The organism is Neobacillus sp. MER 74, assembly GCF_023714155.1.
Genome location: NZ_JAMAUV010000027.1, coordinates 22,603 through 43,132, shown reverse-complemented (window position 1 = coordinate 43,132; position 20,530 = coordinate 22,603). Strand labels below are relative to the sequence as shown.

Here is a 20,530-nt window from a genome sequence, read left to right as displayed (position 1 = left end):
GGGGACCCAAAATTGACAGGAGAGGATATTGTTCCTCTCCTAGTAAATCATATGAAAGGCTGTTAATCATGAATAAAGAGGAACTTTACAATCATGCATTTCAACTTATCCTTCATTCAGGAAATGCAAAAAGCTTAGCAATGGAAGCGATGTATGCAGCTAAAGAGGGAAATTTCGATGAAGCGGAAGGAAAACTAACCGAAGCAGATTCTGCATTTAATGAAGCACATCATGTCCAAACTGATTTAATCCAAAAGGAAGCGGGCGGAGATGACTTTAATCTTCCTCTTATTATGATTCATGCACAAGATCATTTGATGAACTCATTGACTCTAAAAGATTTAGCGAGAGAAATCATTGAATTGCATAAACTTATCAAAAAGGCTTAAAACAAGATCATCTTTCAGGAGGACATACAAAAGTTAAACATTGTTGGTAACTTTGCAAAAGGTATGTCATTTTTTAATTGCCCAATATTGGGCTTTTTTTATTAAAGATTATTTCGCTTACTCGTTCTTAGAAAGGAAATGAAATTAAATGAAAAAAACATTCCCAGAAAATTTTTTATGGGGTGGAGCTACTGCTGCAAACCAATATGAAGGTGGATACAATGAAGGCGGGAGAGGGCTGGCAACAAGTGACTTCATAACAAATGGTTCTGCAGACCGTCCAAGAAAAATTACCATCCAGTTAAATGATGGCACAAAAACAATGGTAAACCGACGACCTACCGGGGACCCGAAAGTAGATACAATACCAGAAGGCGCATCAGGCTATATTGATGAAAATGTTTATTATCCAAGCCATAAAGCGGTAGATTTTTACCACCATTACAAAGAAGATATTGCTCTTTTGGGAGAAATGGGGTTTAAGTGTTTCCGGCTATCTCTTAGTTGGTCCCGTATCTTCCCAAAAGGTGGAATTGAAGGGGAACAACCAAAGGAGGAGGGGCTAAAATTTTACGAAGATATTTTTAAAGAATGCAAAAAATATAATATCGAACCATTAGTCACTCTTTATCATTTTGAAACTCCTGCTTATTTGGCTGAACATTTTAATGGATGGGGCGGACGTGAGACGATTGATTGTTTTTTAAGAATGTGTAAAGAAGTCTTTACAAGGTATAAAGATTTAGTTAAGTACTGGATCACCATTAATGAAATTAATGTATTAAATGGTTATGCCTTTATGGGAACCAGGGAGGCTGCTGCACAGGTACGTTATCAAGCAAAGCATCATATGTTTGTAGCGAGTGCACGTGCCAATAAGCTTTGTCACGAGATTATTCCGGATGCAAAGATTGGCTGTATGGTTGCATTAAGCTGCATTTACCCGAAAGATTGTAAGCCGGAAAATGTATTTGGAGCTTTGGATTACCGAAGAGGAGCTCTGATCTATTCCGATATCATGATGAGAGGGTATTACCCATCGTACGCTGGCCGTCTTTTTGAAGAAATGGGGGTAACTATAAAAAAGGAACCAGGGGATGATGAAATAATCAAGGCGCATCCTTCCGATTTTTTATCATTTAGTTATTACCGCAGCAGTGTATACCATACTGAAATTGTTCAGAATACCGATACAGGCGGACAAATGGGAGATGTAAATCCTTTCGTAGAAAAAACGGAGTGGGGTTGGGCAATTGACCCCATTGGGCTAAGATACACTTTATCTGAACTTTATGACCGATATCAAAAACCACTCTTTATTGTTGAAAACGGAATGGGAACCATTGATAAAGCAGATGAGAATGGATATGTGGAGGATGATTATCGGATCCAATACTTCCGGGATCATATTGCAGAAATGAAAAAGGCGGTTACTTTAGACGGTGTTGACTTAATGGGCTATACACCATGGGGCTGCATCGATGTAGTTTCAGCAGGAACTGGAGAGATGAAAAAACGATATGGTTTTATTTATGTAGATATGGATGACGAAGGAAACGGAACATTAGAAAGAACAAAGAAAAAATCATTTGATTGGTATAAGAAAGTGATTGCAACTAACGGTGAAGACCTTAGTTTTTAGATTAATTAATATCAAGATTAACAAAACATAAAACAGGTGCTCAGCATCTGTTTTATGTTTTATTTACGCGCATAAATCATCAAGATCCTGGCTTTAAAATTTAATGCGGTTGACTTTTCATGATACTATAATGAGTATATGAATTTGATATGTAATGAGGTTGAGAATCATGAGTACAATTTTAGATATTGCCAAGCTTGCGGGTGTGGCAAAGAGTACGGTTTCTCGGTTTTTAAATGGCGGCTCTGTTGGGGAAGCGACGAAGAAAAAAATTGAACAAGCGATAAAGGACACCGGGTATACGCCGAATCCATTTGCACAGAGCTTGAAAGCGAAGAAAACGAATATTATTGGCACGATTGTCCCGCGGCTTGATTCCTACGCTTCTTCGCAAACGTTAATTGGTATTGATGAGAAATTAAAACAGCTGAATTATCAAATGATGATTTCTAATACAAGTCAAAATCTGGAGCGAGAGATTGAAAGCATTTATAGCTTTGCTAATCAAAAGATGGCGGGGATTATTTTGCTTGCTACCGAAATCACGAGGCAGCATATCGAGGCATTTGAAACCGTTAAAGTTCCTGTTCTGCTAATAGGACAAGAGCATGAGGATTTTTATAGTCTAATTCATGATGATTTTTGCGCTGGTTATGAAATGGGGCGGTATGTTCTTGAAAAAGGATATCGGAAAATTGCATATCTAGGTGTAACGGAACGGGATATTTCAGTAGGGGTGAAGCGAAAACAAGGCTTTAAAAAGGCGGTTCAAGAAGTAGAGGATTGTGAAGTTCGATTCTATGAGACATTGTTCAAGATTCCAGCAGCGCAAGCTAGTGCAATGGAAATCATCCATGAATTCCAGCCTTCAATCATTGTTTGTGCGACCGATAATATTGCCCTTGGGGTGATGAAGGCTGCGTATTTAGAGGGGCTAACGATTCCTAAAGATATAGCATTAACGGGTTTTGGCGGATATGATGTGACAGAGATCATGCATCCAGGCTTAACGACAGCGAAGTTTTTTTATAAAGAAGCGGGGGAAACGGCTGCAAAACATATCGTAGAGTTAGTCAATGAACGCCCTGTCGAAAGAGTAACTATTTCTAAATTTGAAATTATTGAGCGGGAAAGCGTTGACAATTTCTTTAATCGTCCACTATAATAAAAACAACGAAACCGGTTCCAATCAAGAGAACCTTTTCACTTGGTAACAATTGAATTCGGTTTCTCTTTTAATTATTTATTTTTTTAGCACATTTTGGAACCGGTTCCGGTCGGGATTTATTTTTACTCAAAAATGGAACCGGTTCCTAAATCAAATCAAAGGAAAAGAGAGGGATTAAGATGGATCATAAAAAAATTGCGCGGGAAGTTCTTAATGCCATTGGTGGTCAGGAAAACGTATCAGCTGCAGCGCATTGCGCCACACGTTTACGTCTAGTTTTACATGATGAATCAATTGTTAATCAGTCAGAATTGGATAACATGGATGTCGTGAAAGGGACCTTTGCAACAGGAGGTCAATTTCAAATTATCTTAGGATCTGGAACGGTGAACGAGGTCTACAAGCACTTGGCAGAGATGTCTGGTCAAACGGAAATGTCAACGAGTGATGTGAAAGACGCGGCGGCGAAGAAACTGAATCCGATTCAGCGATTCGTCAAAATGCTGTCAGACATTTTTGTTCCAATTATCCCAGCGATCGTCGCTGGTGGTTTACTAATGGGAATCAACAATATCTTAACGGCTCCAGACTTGTTTATTGAAGGAAAATCCTTAGTGGATGCCAATCCAGAAATGGCGGATTTAGCAGCACTTATCAATACATTTGCCAATGCAGCCTTTGTCTTTTTACCGATTTTAATTGGTTTTTCAGCAACGAAACGGTTTGGAGGGAATCCTTTCCTTGGGGCCACACTTGGAATGCTAATGGTTCATCCGGACTTATTAAATGGGTACGGTTACGGTGCTGCGTTACTGAAAAATGAAGTCCCGGTTTGGAATCTTTTTGGGTTAGAGATTGAAAAAGTAGGTTATCAGGGAACCGTACTTCCTGTTCTTGCCGCGTCTTTTATTCTAGCAAAAATTGAAACATCTTTACGGAAGGTTGTTCCCTCTGCTTTAGACAATCTATTAACACCGTTATTGTCTATCTTTATTACCGGAGTTTTAACGTTCACATTGGTAGGACCGCTTACACGCTCAGCTGGTAATCTATTAACAGATGGAATTGTCTGGCTATATGACACAACAGGTGTCATTGGCGGAATCATCTTCGGTTTACTTTATGCACCAATCGTTATTACAGGTATGCACCATAGCTTTATTGCGGTAGAAACGCAATTGCTTGCTGATGTTGTGAAAACGGGTGGATCGTTTATCTTTGTTATTGCAGCGATGTCAAACATTGCGCAAGGAGCTGCAACACTCGCTGTGCTAAAGACGACGAAAAATGCCAAGATCAAAGGAACCGCCTCAGCAGCTGGAATCTCTGCCTTATTAGGAATTACGGAACCAGCGATGTTTGGGGTTAACTTGAAATTACGCTATCCATTTATCGGTGCCATTATTGGTTCTGCTGTCGGATCTGGCTTTGTTACAGTGTTCAAAGTTAAAGCAACAGCGTTAGGGGCAGCTGGTATACCAGGAATTATCTCGATTCGTCCAGATACAATTATTTCTTATGTGATCGGTATGGCCATTGCGTTTGCCGTAGCATTTATCGTTACGATTGTTTTAGCAAAAAGAGAAGAGAAAATAGCAGTTAAAAAATCATCTGGTCAAGCAGCAGCATAAAAAAGAATGAAAAGGGGAATCCAGTGATTCTCCTTTCTGTATTAGGAGTGAATCAGCATGGAATGGACAACCGAACAACGATACAGAAGCATGGACGATGTGACCGAAGAGGAAATTCAAGCGTTATCTAAACTAGTGAATCAATGCCCATGGAGGCAGTCTTTTCATATTCAGCCGCCGACAGGATTGTTAAATGACCCGAATGGCTTTAGTTATTTTAACGGGGAATATCATTTATTCTATCAATGGTTTCCGCTTGGGCCGGTCCATGGGTTGAAGCATTGGTATCATACGAAGTCTAAAGACCTTGTTCATTGGGATAATGCTGGAATGGGCATTGCGCCATCGAATGAATTTGATAGTCATGGGGCGTATTCCGGAAGTGGCATTGAGCATGATGGGAAATTATACCTAATGTATACTGGCAACACACGCGATGAATATTGGAATCGACACCCGTATCAATGTTTGGCTGTAATGAGTCCGGATGGAAGCATTGTGAAAATGGATGCACCGGTGATTGCAGATATTCCTAGTGGCTATACCGATCATTTTCGTGATCCAAAGGTTTGGCAGCAGGGGGATCATTTCTACGCGGTGATTGGTGCTCAAAGGGAAAATGAGACAGGAAGTGTCGTTTTATATCGCTCTATTGATCTAAAAGATTGGCAGTTTGCGGGTGAATTGAAGACTGGTTTAGGTGAAGAATTCGGTTATATGTGGGAATGTCCGGATTATTTTGAGCTGGACGAGCAAGGTGTGTTCCTTTTCTCCCCACAAGGGTTAAAAGCGGAAGGCGACCACTATCAAAACATTTATCAATCAGGGTATGTACTTGGAAGTCCAATAGATTTAGAGAATATCGAGTTAAAGCATGGTGCATTTCATGAGTTGGATCGCGGGTTTGATTTTTACGCACCACAATCGACGGTGGATCATCAAGGGAGACGTATTTTAGTCGGCTGGATGGGATTACCGGAGATTGACTATCCTACTGATAAAAATGGGTGGGCACACTGCTTAACACTCCCTCGTGAGCTATCGGTTAAAGACGGAAAGCTGGTTCAGCAGCCAGTGCCTGAGCTAGTATTGCTTCGCGGGGAAAAGGTGGAAACCAGTCAAGCAGTTGATAATGAAAATGTTAGTTTGGATCACTTCGAGGGAGACGTGTATGAGCTTCTTGTGGAATTCTCTGATAGTACAGCAGAGGAGTTTGGTTTAGAGCTTCGGGTCGGAGAAATAGAGAAAACCGTGATTAAATATGATGCGGTTGCGAAAAAGGTTGTATTTGACCGGACTGGGTCGGGAGAATCCTTTGCTGAGGAGTTTGGTACCATTCGGAAGTGTATGTTGGATGCTGAAAAGATTTCGTTACGAATCTTTGTTGATGTCTCCTCTGTTGAAGTGTTTGTAAATAATGGGGAAGAAGTATTTACCGCAAGGATTTTTCCTGGTGAAAATAGTAATGGAATTCGCGTGTTTGCTCGTGGTGGTCAAACGAAAGTAAAGGCTGCTAAATGGGATATCATATAGACTTTTTAGACTTACTTGAGGTGAAAGAATGGGAAAGCTATTTTCGATTGGAGAGGTATTAATTGATTTTATTCCACTTCAAAAAGGGGTGGCCTTAAAGGATGTTTTTTCTTTTGAGAGAGCTCCAGGGGGCGCGCCGGCAAATGTGGCTGCGGCCGTTGCTAAATATGGGCAGAAAGCAGCGATGATTTCTAAATTAGGAAACGATGCGTTTGGTGACTTTTTAGTCGAGCAGCTTGTCGAGGCTGGTGTTGAGATGGACAAAGTATACCGGACTGGTGAAGCGAATACGGCTTTGGCTTTTGTCTCGTTAAAAGAAAACGGGGAACGTGATTTTTCATTTTACCGTAATCCTTCTGCTGATTTGCTGTTAAGAGAGGAGGAGATCGAGCCAGCGTGGTTCCAAGCTGGGGATATACTCCATTTTTGCTCGGTTGATCTTGTGGAAAGCCCAATGAAACAGGCCCATAAAAAGGCAATTAGAGCTGTGTCAGAGGCGGATGGCCTGGTCAGTTTTGACCCCAATGTGCGGCTGCCGCTTTGGAAAAATCCAGATGACTGTCGTAAGGCGATTCGCGAATTCTTACCGACTGCGGATATCGTAAAGGTTTCTGATGAAGAGCTAAATTTTATTACGGGAATAAAAGAGGAGTCCGTTGCGATACAATCGCTGTTCGTTGGAAACGTGAAGGCAGTTATTTACACAAAGGGAGCTGCTGGCGCAGATTTGTTTTTAAAGGATGAAAAGATTGAATCGAGAGGATACTCAGTTAAACCAGTGGACACTACGGGAGCGGGTGACGCATTCATGGGCGGATTTTTATATCAATTGCTAGAGTTGAAAGCAGCCCCGGCTAATCTCGAGGAAGTATTACGGGGCAATCAAACAGAGATATTGCGATTTGCCAATGCAAGCGGGGCTCTCACTACAACAGGAAAAGGAGCAATTTCCGCCCTTCCAACTAAGGGGGAAGTTGAGGAGCTAATAGGCTAGTGATACGCATGTAGTCTGCAAGGGACAATGTATAGTTAGGCTTACATTTATATTGGCATCAATAGCAAAAACCACTTCCTATAAAAATTAGGGAGTGGTTTTTTGTGCTGTTAAAATTTATTCATGTTTTTATCAAAGTAAATTACTATTCCAATAATCGGTTAATTTTAACATAAAAGGCAAACAATACAATCGTGTGTTCTAAAACATTTTAACGAAAATACTTTTGAGCATTTATAGGAGAGATTTTAATGTTCAAGAAAATCCTTTCTGTCATACCGGACTATATCATTTTCGTACAAGCATTTATTACATTTATAGTTCCACTTGGATTTTTTAAATTTTTCAAATGGGTTCATTCATTAGAGAAGAGTGATGATTAATGAGATGGCGGAGGCTAAACAAAAACCGGATGAAAATTGAAGAATCTGCAAAAAATGCAAAACAGGATAAACAGCCATTTCAAGAATCTATTAATGAAATGACTGGCAATCTTACGGAAGATCTAAATTTAATTCGCCAAGAGATTGGGCATAATTCAGATGTGAAATTTCGTGAGTTTCAAATGGGAACAACGGGCATACGTATTGCTATTATTTTTATAGATGGGTTGGCAGATACGGATGTAATTAATAATCATATTTTGGTTGATCTCATGTGGGCTTCACCAAAAGATACCGGCGATCCTCTAAAAAATTCCTCCTTAAAGGAGTATATTAAAAATCAAGCCCTTTCTGTATGCGGTTTAAGTGAAGCTCGTACTCTTAAGGATATAACCTCCGGAATAATGTTTGGGTCAATTGCGATTTTAGTCGATGGTCTAGAAGACGTTTTCCTGGCTGGCGTTTCTAATGCTAAAACAAGAAATATTGATGAGCCGCCTACTGAGGCATTAGTACATGGACCCAGGGTAGGCTTTATTGAAAATTTAAAGGATAATACAGCTCTTCTCCGGCGGCATGGCAAAGATCAAAACCTATCGATCATCAGCTCTCAGGTGGGAGAGCGCTCCAAAAAGGAACTAGTCATTATCTACATGAAAGATATTGTAGACCCTCATTTATTAGAAGAGGTTAAGCAACGGATTAACAAAATAAAAATTGATGATGTCCATGACTCTAGCTATATTGAACAATTAATCGAAGATAATTTTTTAAGTCCATTCCCGCAAGTGCAAAGTACAGAACGACCTGATCGTGTTATGGGGGCTTTGATGGAAGGAAGGGTAGCTATCCTGTTGGACGGCTCACCTTTTGCCTTAATTGTTCCTGTTACCTTCCATATGCTGCTACAGTCTCCTGAGGACTATTACGAAAGATGGATGGCTGCGACATTAATTCGTATATTACGTTATTTTTCAGCCTTTATTGCTTTATTTGTTCCTTCTTTATATATTGCTTTTATTTCCTTTCATCCAGGGTTAATTCCAACAAAGCTCATTTTCTCCATTGCAGCCACCAGAGAGGGAGTTCCTTTTCCCCCTTTAATTGAGGCACTCATAATGGAAGTATCAATAGAAGTATTAAGAGAAGCCGGGCTTCGTTTACCGAAACCTATTGGACAATCGATAGGGATTGTCGGCGGTTTAGTCATTGGAGAAGCAGCAGTGCAAGCAGGAATAGTAAGTCCAATCATGGTCATCGTTGTTGCTGTCACGGCCATCTCTTCATTCACGTTACCGCAATATAATGTAGGGATTGCATTAAGAATTCTTCGCTTTGCGTCAATGCTATTTGCTAGTGTGTTTGGATTATATGGAGTCGTACTATTCTTCCTATTGGTATGCAGCCATTTGGTCAGGCTTAAAAGTTTTGGCATTCCATATTTGAGCCCTGCTGTATCATTTCGATTGTCGGATTGGAAGGACTTCATGATACGGGTCCCCCTATTCCTGATGAAACGCCGTCCAAAACTGTTGCATCCAAAAGATTCAGTAAGAAAAAGGTAACGGTTTGAAAGGAGTTGACCAATTATGACCTCCAGTCCTTTAGATCGAATAACTTCTCATCAAGCAGTAATGTTTATTACAAATTTTATTTTCGGTGCAGGGATATTAACGCTGCCCAGAACCACGACAGAGAAAATCAAAACTCCCGATTCTTGGATCGCCATAATTGTTAGTGGAGTAATTATTACTCTTGTAGCAATAATCATATTAAAATTATGCCAAAGATACCCGAATGAAAGTTTCTATCAATTTAATCAAAAACTACTTGGAAAATGGATAGGATCGCTGCTAAGTTTAACAGTTATCTGCTACTATATTGCGTTGTCCGCTTATGAGGTTCGAACTATGGCTGAAACTACCCGATTATTCCTACTTCAGGGAACACCAACATGGGCTATCATGATGCCCTTTTTGTGGATCGGTCTTTACTTAGTTCAGGGCGGGGTAAATGCCATTGCGCGGTTATTAGAAATTATTTTTCCAATTACTGTCCTGTTTCTCCTTATGGTCATGTTTTTAGGCATCGAATTATTTGAGGTGGATAACTTACGTCCGGTGCTGGGATCGGGGGTTAAACCTGTCTTGAAGGGGTTAACAACTTCCTCTCTTTCCTTTGCAGGCTTCGAAATTCTCCTCTTTATTTATATGTTTATGAAGGAAAAGACCAAGGTAACAAAAGTTCCATTACTTGGAGTTGGAATACCCTTTATCTTTTATACCATTACCGTGGTAATCGTAGTAGGTACCATGTCAGTAGACACGGTGGTGACACAAACATGGCCTGTACTTACGTTTATTCGAAGCTTTGAAATCAAAGGCCTTTTATTTGAACGATTCGATTCCCTCATTCTTGTCATTTGGATTATGCAAATATTCGCTACGTATGTCATTGCATTATTTATTGCTACTCTAGGATTAAATCAGATTTTTTCGAAAAATAGTCCCGTGTTTATTTATAGTTTAATGCCGATCATTTATTTAGTTTCTATGATTCCTAAAAATATAAATGAGGTATTTAAAATGTCAGATGTGATTGGTAAATTCGCCCTTTATTTATTTTTTATTATGCCGCTGTTCCTTTTCGCTATCTCCAAGGTGAAGGAAAGAAAATATGAAAAAATGTAAACCTATACTAAGAAATTCATTTGTCTCGATCCTTTTGCTTTTTCTGCTGCCAGGCTGTTGGAGCAGCAAGTCCATTGAAGATTTAAATATCGCTGTCGGCACAGCAGTAGATATATCAAAAGATGGAAAAATACGATCAACTCTTCAATATGTAATACCAAATGCAATCGGTAATTCAAATAACAAATTGCCACAACAAAAACCTTATATTAATGTCTCTGCGACAGGAAATTCACTAGAACCAATTGGCTGGGAAACGACATTACGAAGGGAAGGGTTTATTTCTGGGGCACATGAAAAAGCAGTGATTATTGGGCAAAATCTTGCTCGTGAAGAGCCAATTAGAGAAATAACAGATTTGTTCTTTCGGGATATCGATATTAGAGGAAGTACCTTAGTTTTTATTTCTAAAGGAGCAGCCGCACGAACTCTAGAATCAAAGGAACCAGAAGTCATTCCTGCTATACGCTTGGTAGAAATTGCAGAACAGGAACTTACAACGAAAGCTTTGAGGCACATCTCATTAATGAAAATATGGGGGAAATCGAACTCGCAGACCAGCTTCCTCTTACAACTGATAGATATAAAAAAGGGAGAAATTGAACTTGATGGAGCGGCCGTAATCAAAGGAAGAACCAACAAGATGATTGGGATTCTTAATAAGGAAGAAATTGAAGGCATAAATTGGATAACAGGAGAGGGTAAAAGCGGAGCGGTAAAAGCCTACCAAAAAGAGTCGGATAAACCCACATATTATCAGATTCAGTCAATGAAAAGCAAAATTAAGCCGCATGTTATTGGTGGTAGAATTTCGTTTGATGTAAAAATTGAGTCCGAGGGAAGAATTGCTGAATATTGGAATCCTCACTTTAAACCTGCTTTTAAGGACAAAACGATTAAACAAATCGAAAGTGCGACTGAGAAGGAAGTGAGGCGCTTAGTAGTGAATACCACCAAAAAAATGCAAAAGGAATTGGGAGTGGATGTGGGGGGATTTGGCAATCAATTACGAATAAAATACCCCAATGTCTGGAAAAGCGTAAAGGGGAATTGGGATGAAAAATTTAGTGAGCTTCCCATTACTTATGATGTATCGATTACGATAAAGGATTACGGAATGATTGGATCAAAGAAAAATTAAAGATAGTGGAATAAAATTTATTTTTTTCTGTAACCTGCCTTCTATAAGGCGGGTTATTCTTTTATATAAACACACGTGCCAGCATCCAAGAAAGCCGACCTGTTCTTAATTATGTTTCGTATCGCTGGGCGATATAACTCTTGCAAATAAGTCATAAATCCTTCATATTTAATAGAAAAGGAGGTTCGATATGCGACGTGATATACAACCGAATGAACGTGCGTTCTCTTCCAAAGAAGCGGCAGAAGAAGTAGGGATTGCAACGCCCACTGTTCGAAAATATGGCCAAATCTTAGAGCGGAATGGATATGAGTTTTTGAAGGATGGCGATCGACGTATCTTTGTTCAATCCGATATAGGAGCGCTTATAGCGTTACGCGATACGGACAAGCCCCTGGACGATACAGCTAAAGATATTGTGTATCAACAAAAAGAAAGATTAGAAGGATCCAGTGAAACAGAGATTGTAGCTCAGGAAATATTTGGGAATTTACCCCAAGACCCCAAGCAATTAAAAGAGGTCTTAATGTTTGTAGTCAATGAACTTGCAGCTGCACGTGAAATGAATGTTCAATTGACAAACGATATGTCACAGCTGAAGACCTCGGTTTCCCGACTTCAGCAAGATCACCATGTGATCAGTTCCAGTATTGCAAATTCAGCGCAAAAAACGAATACTAAAATTGAAAAATTAATTGAACAACAAAATACCCATTACGAAACATTGCTGCTACAAGAAATACAAAAAAGTGAATCCTTACAAAAAGAGATACAAAATATACGGGACGAACTGGAAAAAGAATGGCGTTCACAAAATGATTTTAATAAACGTTTAGAAGAGGCAATTGAAAAACCTAGAGTAAAATGGGGAGGACTTTTATCGATATTTAGAAAATAATGTGTCCTTTTAGGCTGCTCTAATGTCTTTTGTATCGCGGGGCGATATGCTGTTTGTTTCGTATCGCTAGGCGATATACTAAAGGCCTTGGGTACCAACATAAAAAAGGACTAGAAGAAACCGTTGCGATACCCGATACAAATAAAATTTCACCCCACGACCTCATTCAATTAAAATTTCACTATTTTTCAAATTTCAACAAATTCCCGGGAAATATCTACAAATTCTGAAGTATATATCGACAAAGTTAGAAGCTATTATTTAATCTATATTTCTAGATGAATGGAAGGCATAATGTAATATCATTATTTCTCGAAAAAGCATCGAACCTTACTTAATCAGGTTTAGTGCTTTTTTTATTTATGCTGTTATCGGCATCGATGTTCGGACACGAGTGTCTTTGAAATCACGAAAGCTGTCCGAATGGGCCACGAATCGAACACAGCAGCAACAACGTTTACGATAAGAGCCTTTATTTATTTTCTCAGTGCTGCTTTCTAGATATGAAATTTACTATTGTCTTAGACTGGTGGACATGATAGAATCTGAATATTATAAATTTTCAAAAGTTATATCGATAAAGGAAATCGCTTTCTTAATTGTTCATCGAGAAACTACATAAATAGTGGAATATTTTGGGGAGGATTACAGATGAGAAAGAGTTTAGCATTAGTATTGTGTGGATTATTATTGTTACTTTCCGCGTGCAGTGGGGGAAGTAAGGAAACAGGAGGAGAGGAAAAAGAGAAAGTTGTAAAAATAGGAATTACGCAAATTGTTGAACATCCATCGCTTGATGCAGCTCGTGAGGGTTTTATCGCAGCACTGAAGGATGCCGGCTATGAAGAAGGAAAGAATCTGAAGCTTGATTATCAAAATGCTCAAGGTGACATGAACAATAATACGTCCATTGCTCAAAATTTAGTCGCAGACAAGAATGATCTTATTTTGGCTATTGCCACAGCTAGTGCTCAGGCGGTGGTCAATCAGACGAAGGATATTCCAACCTTATTTACTGCGATTACCGATCCAGTGGGAGCCGAGCTTGTCCAAAGCTTAGAAAAGCCAGGCGGGAATGTGACAGGCACATCTGATACACATCCTGACGCGATAAAGAACACGATTGCCGCAATTAAAACCTTTATTCCTGATGCCAAGAAAGTAGGCATCATATATAACAATGGAGAACCCAACTCTGTTGTAAATGTAAAACACGCGAAGACAGCAATAGAGGCAGCCGGACTGGAGTCAGTTGAAACCACGATAACAGCTAGTTCTGAAGTAAAGCAGGCGGCCGAGTCAATGGTAGGTCGTGCAGACGTATTATACATTCCAAAGGATAATACCGTTGTTGCTGCCCTTGAGTCAGTTATAACTGTTGCCAATGCCAAGGATATCCCAACCTTTGTTGGTGAAGGTGATTCTGTAAAACGCGGAACATTCGCATCTTATGGATTTGACTATCACGATTTAGGCTACACTACCGGTAAAATGGCAGTGGAAATTCTCAAAGGAAAAAAACCAAGCGAAATTCCTGTTGGCTTCCCGGAAAATCTTGAGCTATTCATTAACAAAAAAGCAGCCCAGGAAGAAGGAATTACCTTAACAGATGAGATGCTTAAGGACGCAAGAATAGTAGGAGAATAAGACCCTGCGATTATCTGTAACCTGCCATAAACATGGCAGGTTTTTTTCAAGGAGCTTTTTTTATAAAGATATTTCATTATTGAAAAAATTTTTATAATCAGAGAGGCCTCTCATTAATCCAATTTTTGAGAAGCCTCTTTTTTCACTTCTTAACATCAAAATGCTAACCGATTACGTTTTCTTGTCAAGTAAAGTTTGTGTATTTGGAACTGGAGAAGGAACCCAACTCATTCCCGAAAACAGGCAAAAAGTTCTACGATTTTTTATATTCCCTTAATTTTCGCTTAAAAACCAACCCATTGTCTTGATGAGAAAGAATTATATTTTTCACATGTTCCTCCTAAAAATCCCTAATTTCAAAAATAAATAGAAAGAAAGTACTAGAAATAAGCCTACTCCAATCCGGGGTGATTTGAATGTTGTATGAACCTATGATAAAAAATAGATAGGAATATACTTCCAACGTAGTGATATTGGTCTGGAAAAAGTGATAAATCGATTCTAGGGCAAACTATAGGTAGAGGAGATGGAGAACAAGTGGCTGGACAAATTCGTATGACCCCAGCAGAGTTAAAAGCTAAAGCAACTCGCTATGGGCAAAGTTCACAACAAATTGAGCAAATTTTAAGAGACTTAACAAATTTACAAAATGAACTTCGTGGTGAATGGGAAGGCCGTGCCTTCCAAAGATTCGATGATCAGTTTAACCAATTGAAGCCAAAGGTACAAAATTTTGCTCAATTGATGCAAGAAATCAACACACAATTGAACAAGACAGCGGATGCAGTTGCTCAACAAGATGAGCAATTATCACAAAATTTTGGGCTTAATTAATCCGATTGCCTGACATCTGGAAGATTAACATTGGATCAGTGGAATAAGTCATTCGGGACTAGTTCCCAATAAATCAAAAGCCACGCGACAATCGTTGTGTGGCTTTTATTCTTTATTTGTCGTAAAATGCAAATTTAAAAAATTCCCAACATATTAATTTGTTTTTATATAAAAATAGAAATCATTTCTTTATTACTATTAAAAATTTCAGGGGTTGAGTAAATGAAAAGGATTGAGCGGGGTGCCTTGTTATTTATAGTTCTAATCCTTGCATTATCTTCGGGCATCTCTTATCTGGCATTGAATCAAGTTTCAAATAGCAAAGCCAGTACTGATGAGCAGAAAATGACTGTAGCATTGGTTAATGAGGATCAAGGTGCTCAATTTAATGATAAGAACTATGAATTCGGTGCTGAATTCATCAAGAACATTGAGAAAGATGATACACATGACTGGTATGTTGTCAGCCGTGGAGTCGCTGAAAGCGGCCTTGCGCGGAATGTCTACAACATGATAATTGTCATTCCGAATGATTTTACAGAAAAGGCATTATCAATTGATTCGAAATCGCCAGAACAGGTGGTATTGAACTACAAAATTAATGCTTCGGAAAACAGCAATATAAAAGCAAAAGCCGAGAAAACGGCGAGCACTATCTTAGGAGATTTTAACCGCCAAATTATTGATGTCTATTTTGCCAGTGTCATCGGCAATTTACATGATGCTCAGGACAATATTGGTACATTGGTAAATAAGGAGCAAGTATATACGAACTTCTATAACCAATCCATCCATCGTCCCTTAGCCGGTTACACCAATCAGTTTGGAGCCGTTGAGAGTAACACAGTGATATCGAAAGAGAGTTTTACGGGCTTACAGGATCTATTAAAAGGGTTCTCAACTAGTTTGGTTGAGGATGTAACCGCAAGTCATACCTACCAATCCAGCCTAGTGGATTTTACGAAATTTAAAGCGGCAAATGGCCTTTTAACTAAAGATTTCTCCGGACGTCTTAATATGTTAGATCGTGAAATGAATCATGGCGATGTCATGCAGCAATTAGATTATTTAACGTCAGCCAATAAGGCGATTAACGATCAGTTTCACAAAAATGATGATCAATCCGCGACAATATTAACTGAATCAGTTGCCCTTCAAACATACTTAAAGAACACGAAGGATAAAATGGATCAAATGAATACAGAGCTGTCGGAAACATTGGCATCAGATATGCAGCAAGCAATTACCGACAAGCTTAAAAGCGAGATAAAAAATAGTTCCGGTAAGGAGCAAAATGTATCCTTAAATCATATGTTTGCGGCTCCAGATAAAAATGCTCGGGAAACATTACAGAAGCAAATCGATCAATTGCCGACAATGGATAGTAAGGATTTAGACGGCTTAGGCTTAAGTAATCAAACGATTACACAGCTGAAAAATGTCATAGCTGTAACCAATAAATACAATCAAGAGTTTGGTTATACTCCCAATCGCGTTGCAAATGGGATACCTTTGTCAAAAACGGTAGAACAATTAAAAAGTGATTTAATGACAAAGGGGGTAACTCTGTCAGATACCGTACACTTGGATAAAAATAAAAAGAACGGGCAGGAATTTACCCTTTCGATTCCAAAAGAATTTGAGATTAAGAGAGTGTTATTAACATTACCAAATAGCGAGGAAAAGGATTATACAGAGCCATTTCTCCATAAGGATAAAATCAAACTGCCTTCAACAGATAAAGGGCAATTTACTGTGAAAGTTAATGTGGCACTTCATAATAAGGATGCAATCCTTGATGTATTCCAGCCGATTACATGGAGTTGGGAACTTGATCAGAAAGATATTACCGATGTAGATCAACCAGAAGAGCCAGATCAACCAGAACAGCCAGAACAACCGCAAACAACACAGGCAAATTCAGCTAAACTTGAAAAAGAATCAAATCCATCCGTACCGTCCGAAGAAAGTGAATTGACAGTCGCAGCTGAAGAGCCGAGCGAAGGTACAAGTGATGAAAAGCCGGTCGATACACAAAACGTGACTCAATCAAATGACAATGATAACGAAAGTATTATTGAGAGATTGGAAATTTTAAATAATCATATTACCCACCAAGTGATGTCACCTCTCACTGGGGACTCGACCAATGTTCTAATCAATGCTTCCAGTGATACCGTCAGTGATTTCCATAAGTTAATGACGCTGTATAATTTATACTTTGGCATGGGCATGGAGTTATTTAATCGTCCGGACCTAGTAAATGATTTGAATCAAACCAATCTGGCCGAAATGGCAACAGCAGATTCTCTTTATTATTTATTTAATAAGCAAGACATTGTGGATGTATTAGCCGCTTATGTTGCTGAACAAATAACAGAGGAAATTCGCGGAGAAACAGAAGATGTAAAAGGCAAAATAGATGAATATATGCTGCTGGTTGATAATGCCAATCAAAATGCGGCGCAAATGTCGGAAAAGATAAAGGAAACAACGGCACAAGCAGAAACTTTAAATACGAATCTTTCCGAGACGTTAAAAGATTTGGGAGCATGGCGTGAAGATAGTCTTAATTTACAAACGGCACAAGCAAAGGTTTTACTGAATGGGGATGAAGAACAACAGGTCGTTTTATCGATAGGAAATGAATTTAACTCGCTGCTTGCTGCAAGTCAATCCCTTGCGGATCAGTCAAAGTCTAATTTAGCTTCCGCTGATTCGGTTTATCAAACCTTCGATACGATCGATCGACAAGCGAAGGAAATTCAAGCCAGTGGTACGAATTTAGTAAAACAGGCCGGGGACCTTTCGAATAATTTAACAACTAAATTGGCAGAGGATCAAAACTTTGCTGGCAATTTCGCAGGAGTGCTGGCCAATAGCCGCATAGGTGACCGTCCGAATGAAGAGTTGTTAAGCTTTCTTTCAAATCCGGTCGAAACCAAGAATGCTGGAGTCATCGCTGCAGGTGATACCTTTACACCCTACTTTGTTGTTTTGATTTGTTTTATTGTCGCGTTATTTACCGCTTATGTTCTCTCTACTCATGAGCGAAAACGTCAACAAGATGATACATTTGCAGGTGAAAAATCTGTAGTCGTCAATAATATACCGCTTACCATTATAACGGTAAGTATGGGTCTCATCGAGGGAATCGTAATTGGGCTGCTGTCTGCCTATATGCTGCAAATGAGTGAAGGGGAGTTCGTGCAATGGACCAGTTTAATCACGTTAATTATGGTCACACAGCTCTTGGCAGCATCATATTTATTACGGCAGTTGAAAATGGCCGGTATGTTTATCCTTTTGGTGATTTTGAGCCTCTATTTATTCCTAACAGAGGCGCTCGGGCGTCACTTTGATCAATTCTCTGCCGCTGCGGCATTAAGAGACTACTCACCTTTGCAATACATTGAGACGTTATTAATGAACTTTGGAAGTGGAACAGCTGAAACGAAGTGGATTATTTTTGGCTTAGCAGCCTTAATTGTTGTCAGCATAGTGGGTCATTTGTTTGTCACTAATCGGTCCGTTAAAAGCGAGGAGGTTCATCATGAAGGAATTAGTGAGGCTCTTTAGCGTTATCGCTGTTCTTGCAGGCTTTCTATTGATGTTCTCACTCCAGCCTTTAGCAGATGAAACCCTTGACCATAGCGGGAAAATCCGATTGCAAACGGATCGGATTGGCCAAGATGCAGTTGATAGGAAGACATTAGACACTCAGGATTATCAAGAAACAGAATTGGAAAGATTGGCCCCTGACCTGTTCAAAGAACAAACTCAGGCTGCCCTTAAAACGAAACAAATCGAACTGGAACAATCTACTTCTGATTTACAACAAGGGCTTTTTGTTACGCCGAGTAAGTCCGATATTACCTTGAAGCAAACTGAATCGGTATTGTTTTCGAGTGATTATTCCGTTCAATATAATACAGCTTCCGCCCAGAACGAGCTGGATAATCAACATGATGGTTTTCTAAACACTAAAACAATCACGACATTTTTAGGAATGGTCGTGATTGGCTGTGGCGGTTTTTTGACAATGATGAGAAAAATGCACGGTTAAAGGAGGGAACATCATGCCTAGTCAAACACATGTTAACGTGACCGTTGATTTTAGCAGATGGGGCCAAGGGCAATATGACGTAAGAATCCCTGCTCATCAACCGATAAAACAACTGCTGGTGAACTTGGCCGAATCCTTAAATCTGGATCTTGAAAGAGCACCTCTTTTTGCAGTAAAGCTCTCTAATAAGGAACTCTTATTGGCAGATGACGACCGGCTTATCGATTACCCGGTAACCAATGGAGACCTTTTACTAGTCTTATAAGTATATAGAAACAGGCCTGTCTGATGGGAAGATAGCGCCTGTTTCTTAAAAGGAGTTAGAACCCATGAATGAAAAAAGCATCCAATTGGAGTCCATGACATACAAGTTTCTCATTCTTAATAATAAATGGCAGCTCGACTTGCCGAAATCCCAAACACGAGTAAAAGATGTACGCCAATTGGCTTTAATTAACCATGACTCAGATCTATTCGTTCCTGCAATCGTTGAAGAAGGAGACGACAAGTTTACCTTTTCATTTGAAGTCGATCCACGGGCTCACACATGGGATGACATACAAAAGCTAAGCAGAAAAGAAAAACTACGCCTTTTGTGTAATCTTGCTCGATTCAGAACAATCCTAACCACGCGCATGACCTTCTTCTTACATCCCGACAATCTGATTTTTGATGAGAATCTTTTACCATCAATCGTGTTTCGCGGTATCCGGGAGTTAATTCCCCCATATGAACTGAATGAAGATAAATTTATTCTCCAATATAAATGTATCATTATCGCATTATTTTCAAAAAAGTTTACCTACGATGACCTCTATTCTGGTTCATTAGCAAATGCCAAGGATTCTGCGTTTGAACGTCATGTGGGTGAACTGCAGGAATTCGCTTCTTTAGTCAAATTTTTGGAAGAACAGTACACTAAGGAAAAGCAGGAGTTAGAAAAAAACATAGTAAATGTACCGAAAAAGAGGTTTCGCCTTTATAAACAATTAACCTTTAGCATGATTGCACTGGTCGTTATATTGGCTGTTCCGCTCGTCTATTTTAGCTTTGTAAAAACACCTTTCCAAAATGATCTCCTCGAAGCAGATCGTCATTTTTTATCTATAGATTATGGGAATGTCATTAATGATTTAGAAGATCAAACACCAGAAAAATTACCAGATACGAGTAAGTATGTTCTTGCGTATTCCTTCATTAAAACAGAAAAGCTTTCTGATGATCAGAAAGAGGTAATCTTGAAAAATATTAGTATAAAAAGTGATCCTAACTATTTATTGTATTGGATTTACAATGGCCGGGGTGATTTTGCTAGATCTATCGATCTTGCAAAGTATATTGATGATCCCCAATTAATTATGTATGGACTGATTAAGCAAATAGAACAGGCAAAAAATGACCCTGATTTAAGTGGGACAGCACGTGAAAAGAAAGTTCAAAAATATCAAGACCAATATGATACATATGCTGACAAATATGGTCTGGAATCCATACTAAACCCGCAGAACTGAGGG

General features: G+C 39.2%; 17 protein-coding genes. All 17 read left to right on the top strand.

Annotated elements, in window-relative coordinates; translation table 11 throughout:
- Positions 1 to 68 precede the first annotated feature (68 nt).
- The 17 genes from M3610_RS24405 (at position 69) to essB (ending at position 20,527) form a co-directional block, all read left to right on the top strand.
- Positions 69 to 389: a PTS sugar transporter subunit IIA gene (locus tag M3610_RS24405; protein WP_098576683.1), complete on the top strand. Its 321-nt coding sequence runs from the start codon at positions 69 to 71 to the stop codon at positions 387 to 389.
- 148 nt (positions 390 to 537) lie between these two features.
- Complete coding sequence (locus tag M3610_RS24400) at positions 538 to 2,031, top strand: family 1 glycosylhydrolase (protein WP_251463196.1); 1,494 nt, start codon at positions 538 to 540, stop codon at positions 2,029 to 2,031.
- A 169-nt stretch (positions 2,032 to 2,200) separates the two neighbouring features.
- On the top strand, positions 2,201 to 3,196 hold the full coding sequence (locus M3610_RS24395) for a LacI family DNA-binding transcriptional regulator (RefSeq protein ID WP_098576685.1): 996 nt from the start codon (positions 2,201 to 2,203) through the stop codon (positions 3,194 to 3,196).
- Positions 3,197 to 3,378: 182 nt separating this feature from the next.
- Positions 3,379 to 4,830, top strand: a complete 1,452-nt coding sequence (locus tag M3610_RS24390) for a sucrose-specific PTS transporter subunit IIBC (protein WP_098576686.1) — start codon at positions 3,379 to 3,381, stop codon at positions 4,828 to 4,830.
- A gap of 57 nt (positions 4,831 to 4,887) precedes the next feature.
- The gene (locus tag M3610_RS24385) at positions 4,888 to 6,363 is read left to right on the top strand and encodes a sucrose-6-phosphate hydrolase (RefSeq protein WP_098576687.1); all 1,476 of its coding nucleotides are present in this window, start codon (positions 4,888 to 4,890) and stop codon (positions 6,361 to 6,363) included.
- 28 nt (positions 6,364 to 6,391) lie between these two features.
- A complete protein-coding gene (locus M3610_RS24380) occupies positions 6,392 to 7,357 on the top strand; it encodes a carbohydrate kinase family protein (protein ID WP_098576688.1) in 966 nt (321 codons plus the stop codon).
- Positions 7,358 to 7,608: 251 nt separating this feature from the next.
- Positions 7,609 to 7,740 carry a hypothetical protein gene (locus M3610_RS28110; protein ID WP_098576689.1) on the top strand — a complete coding sequence of 44 codons (132 nt, stop codon included), beginning with the start codon at positions 7,609 to 7,611 and terminating at the stop codon, positions 7,738 to 7,740.
- Positions 7,740 to 9,305, top strand: a complete 1,566-nt coding sequence (locus M3610_RS24375; RefSeq protein WP_098576690.1) for a spore germination protein — start codon at positions 7,740 to 7,742, stop codon at positions 9,303 to 9,305. The genes M3610_RS28110 and M3610_RS24375 overlap by 1 nt, the downstream gene beginning before the upstream one ends.
- 24 nt (positions 9,306 to 9,329) lie before the next feature.
- Positions 9,330 to 10,430, top strand: a complete 1,101-nt coding sequence (locus tag M3610_RS24370) for a GerAB/ArcD/ProY family transporter (protein ID WP_098576691.1) — start codon at positions 9,330 to 9,332, stop codon at positions 10,428 to 10,430.
- Positions 10,417 to 11,571, top strand: a complete 1,155-nt coding sequence (locus M3610_RS24365; RefSeq protein WP_251463195.1) for a Ger(x)C family spore germination protein — start codon at positions 10,417 to 10,419, stop codon at positions 11,569 to 11,571. The genes M3610_RS24370 and M3610_RS24365 overlap by 14 nt, the downstream gene beginning before the upstream one ends.
- A gap of 190 nt (positions 11,572 to 11,761) precedes the next feature.
- Positions 11,762 to 12,469, top strand: a complete 708-nt coding sequence (locus M3610_RS24360; RefSeq protein WP_251463194.1) for a hypothetical protein — start codon at positions 11,762 to 11,764, stop codon at positions 12,467 to 12,469.
- 651 nt (positions 12,470 to 13,120) lie between these two features.
- Complete coding sequence (locus M3610_RS24355; RefSeq protein WP_251463193.1) at positions 13,121 to 14,116, top strand: ABC transporter substrate-binding protein; 996 nt, start codon at positions 13,121 to 13,123, stop codon at positions 14,114 to 14,116.
- A 537-nt stretch (positions 14,117 to 14,653) separates the two neighbouring features.
- The gene (locus M3610_RS24350; RefSeq protein WP_026565218.1) at positions 14,654 to 14,950 is read left to right on the top strand and encodes a WXG100 family type VII secretion target; all 297 of its coding nucleotides are present in this window, start codon (positions 14,654 to 14,656) and stop codon (positions 14,948 to 14,950) included.
- Between the two features lie 222 nt (positions 14,951 to 15,172).
- Positions 15,173 to 18,529: a type VII secretion protein EsaA gene (gene esaA / locus M3610_RS24345; RefSeq protein ID WP_251463192.1), complete on the top strand. Its 3,357-nt coding sequence runs from the start codon at positions 15,173 to 15,175 to the stop codon at positions 18,527 to 18,529.
- Entirely contained in the window at positions 18,504 to 19,016 is a 513-nt protein-coding gene (gene essA, locus M3610_RS24340; RefSeq protein WP_251463191.1) for a type VII secretion protein EssA, read from the top strand. The genes esaA and essA overlap by 26 nt, the downstream gene beginning before the upstream one ends.
- Before the next feature lie 13 nt (positions 19,017 to 19,029).
- Positions 19,030 to 19,281, top strand: coding sequence for an EsaB/YukD family protein (locus M3610_RS24335; protein WP_251463190.1), 252 nt, complete (start codon positions 19,030 to 19,032; stop codon positions 19,279 to 19,281).
- Positions 19,282 to 19,345: 64 nt separating this feature from the next.
- A complete protein-coding gene (essB, locus tag M3610_RS24330; protein WP_098576698.1) occupies positions 19,346 to 20,527 on the top strand; it encodes a type VII secretion protein EssB in 1,182 nt (393 codons plus the stop codon).
- The last annotated feature ends 3 nt before the right edge of the window (positions 20,528 to 20,530 follow it).